The organism is Candidatus Synechococcus spongiarum SH4 (assembly GCF_000586015.1).
Taxonomy (GTDB): Bacteria; Cyanobacteriota; Cyanobacteriia; order PCC-6307; family Cyanobiaceae; genus Synechococcus_B; species Synechococcus_B spongiarum_F.
On record NZ_JENA01000209.1, the window covers coordinates 1 to 2872 of the forward strand.

Annotated in this window: 4 protein-coding genes; 3 read left to right on the forward strand and 1 reads right to left on the reverse strand. The window is 64.9% G+C overall.

The window, feature by feature from the left end; genetic code table 11:
* A partial coding sequence (locus BG35_RS13185) for a hypothetical protein (protein ID WP_034418080.1) occupies window positions 1-1058 on the forward strand: 1058 nt, incomplete at its 5' end.
* Window positions 1059-1089: 31 nt separating this feature from the next.
* Window positions 1090-1425 carry a hypothetical protein gene (locus tag BG35_RS0108520; RefSeq protein WP_025782490.1) on the forward strand — a complete coding sequence of 112 codons (336 nt, stop codon included), beginning with the start codon at window positions 1090-1092 and terminating at the stop codon, window positions 1423-1425.
* 318 nt (window positions 1426-1743) lie between these two features.
* Here the strand turns inward: BG35_RS0108520 and BG35_RS14210 are convergent, their stop codons facing one another.
* Window positions 1744-2031, reverse strand: coding sequence for a transposase (locus BG35_RS14210; protein ID WP_373276979.1), 288 nt, complete (start codon window positions 2029-2031; stop codon window positions 1744-1746).
* A gap of 232 nt (window positions 2032-2263) precedes the next feature.
* On the opposite strand from BG35_RS14210, the gene BG35_RS0108525 reads away from it, so the two are divergent.
* On the forward strand, window positions 2264-2872 hold a 609-nt coding region (locus tag BG35_RS0108525; RefSeq protein WP_025782491.1), incomplete at its 3' end, for an FAD-dependent oxidoreductase.

A 2872-nucleotide genomic window follows, 5' to 3' on the forward strand; every position in this document is an offset into this window, starting at 1 on the left:
CCAGGGGCTGGCAGGTGCGTTTTGGCCGCACGGTGGCGCAGCAGGTGGTGGATGCGGTGCAGGAGCGCTTCAGTGCCGCCCCTCCCCCGCCGGGACTCCAGGCCGTCGTGGCGGGGGAAGACCTCACGGCTACGCCGCTGGAAGACAACGAAGGGGCATTGGCCAAGCTGTTGGGCTTCAAGGCCGTCACCACCGGGCAGGTGGTGGCGGGTTCTTCCTTCTCCTTCTCCCCATCACAAGCAGAGGACGGGGCAGGGGAAGATGCAGCAGAGGGGGAAGGCGGAGCAGTTGAAGGAGGGCCCCGGCTCTCCCTCTGGGGGCAAGGGGCGCTCTCCTCCTTCCGTGGACAGGAAGACACCCTCTCCCTGGACGGGGAGGTGAGCACCGCCCTGCTTGGCGCGGACTGGCGCACACAGCAGTGGCAGGCCGGGGCGGCCCTCTCCCACTCCTGGGGCAACGGCTCCTACGAGGGAGAGGACGGTAACGACGCAGCCCTCAGCGCCACCATGACCGGCCTGTTCCCCTATGGCCGTTATGTCCTCTCCCCCCGGCTGGGCATCTGGGCCGTGGCCGGGTACGGCTGGGGACAACTCTCCCTCACACCCGATGGCGCCGAGAGGGAGTACCGCCCCGGCAGCACCATGGTGATGGGTACCGTGGGGCTGGATGGCTTGCTGCTGGATGGCGGCGCCGAGGGGCTGAGCCTCTCCACCACCACCGACCTGTTGGGCCTCAAGACCACTACCGAGCAGGTGGATGGGTTGGCAGGTTCAGAGGGCAGCGTCTCCCGGCTGCGGATGGGGTTGGAGGCCGTCCGCCCTGTTCCCCTGGCCAATGGCGCTGCCCTCCTCCCCTCGCTGGAGGTGGGTGTTCGCCATGACGGCGGTGATGCAGAATCAGGCCTCGGTCTCGAAGTGGGCGCAGCTCTGGCATGGAACGATCCACAACGGGGTATCAGCGCCCAAGTCAAGGGCCGCTCCCTGGTGACCCACGTGGAAAAGGAGTTCCGCCAGCAGGGCCTCGCCCTCTCCTTCTCCTGGGACCCCTCCCCCCACTGATCGCGGACCCTCCCTCGCCCTGGGTCACACCATGGGTGCGCCAACGGCATCCGGTATCCATGCCCTCCTTGATCCCACCGCCATCCAGCACTCCGACACATCACCCGGCAACAGCCACCAGGTCAAAGCCGACTTCGCCTACGGCTTCCCCGTCCACAACAACCGCCTCACCATGACACCAGGGGTGGCAGTGGCGCTCTCCCCCACCACCAGCACCACCTCCCTCCGCTGGTCCCTGGCGCCCCACTCCCAGCACAGCCAGACACCACCCTGGCAACTCTCCCTCCAAGGAGAACGGGAAGAAAATACCACCACAGATACCCCCGTGGATCATTCCCTCAAGCTCAACTTCTCCCTCCCCTTCTGAGGGGAAGCCATGGGATGCAGAACGGGCATAACCGTTCCCCGCCGGGAAGGCGCTATTTCCCCTGCTTCCCTGAGCCGGAACCGGGGTTGAGGAGGCTCCTCGCCAAATTGCCACGGCGTCCTTGTGGAGAGGGGGCAATAATTGAGCCGCCAAGTGATACACGGGTGGTGGAGCGGGTAGAGGCTTACACCACCCTGATGGGAATCAGCCCGCTCATAACAATAACATTCACCGCAGCAGGAGGCTGTGGAACCTCTGAATTGGCCTGCAAAAGGGGGCCATACAGGATTGGGCATGACCATAGGCGGGCTACGCCAGTCAGCTCCCCAGACACGTTCTTCTTCTCCGTGCAGCACCTCCTCTGACGGCGCCAGGTTGCATCTTGGCAGCCGTCGTCACCACACGATGGGCCACGCCTGTTTGATCATCCACGCCAATATGCAGCTTCATGCTGTAGCGCCACTGGTTCCCCTTCTTGGTGTGCTTCATCTCAGGATCACCTTCTCTTTCCCGGTGCTTCCTCGATGAAGGCGACCCGATGCTGCTGGCATCCATGATCGTTCCTTCCCTCAGCGCCAGCCCTTCTTCCGCCAGATGCTCCTTGATATCTCAAACAGCACCTTGCCCAGTCCATACAGTCTACCAACGAACGGGAACAAGGCCACCGCTCCCCTCCCGTGCTTCCAGGGCTACCCCGGCAGCCAATTTATGGAACAGCCCGGCCAACCACACCCTTGCCCTTGCCCCAATGACGGGAAAAGTTTTGAACCGGAGATCAAGCCTCTGGCGGCAGCGCCCCGACGAGCAGGAAGAATAGAACCAGTGGCGCAACGATGCAATGGTCCATCCCGACGAGCAACGCTTTGACCTGGTGGTGGTGGGGGCCGGCTCCGGCGGCCTGGCTGCCGCAAAACGGGCTGCTTCCCATGGAGCCTCCGTGGCCATTGTGGAAGGCAGTCGGGTGGGGGGCGCCTGTGTGATCCGGGGCTGTGTGCCCAAGAAGCTGCTGGTCTACGGCTCGGCTGTGGGGGAGCAACTGGCGGATGCCCCCAGCTACGGCTGGCCCGTGCCCCCTGTGGCGCCCCAAACCCACGTGCTGCTGGACCACGTGCGCCGGGAGGTGGACCGGCTCAACGGCATCCATGAAGCGGCCCTGGATAGGGCCGGCGTGGCGCTGGCGCGGGGTTGGGGCCGGTTCATGGATGACCGGCGCCTGCAGGTGGGGGAGCAGGTGCTCCGGGGCGAGACCATCCTGATTGCGGTGGGTGGACAGCCGGTGCGTCCCCACCTGCCCGGGGCCGATCTGGCCCTGGTGAGTGACGATCTTTTTCTTCTGGAGCGCTTTCCCGGTTCCATAGTCATCGTTGGCGGCGGCTACATTGCCTGTGAATTCGCCTGCATCCTTCAGGGGCTGGGGGTCACGGTGACCCAGATCGTGCGTCGCCAG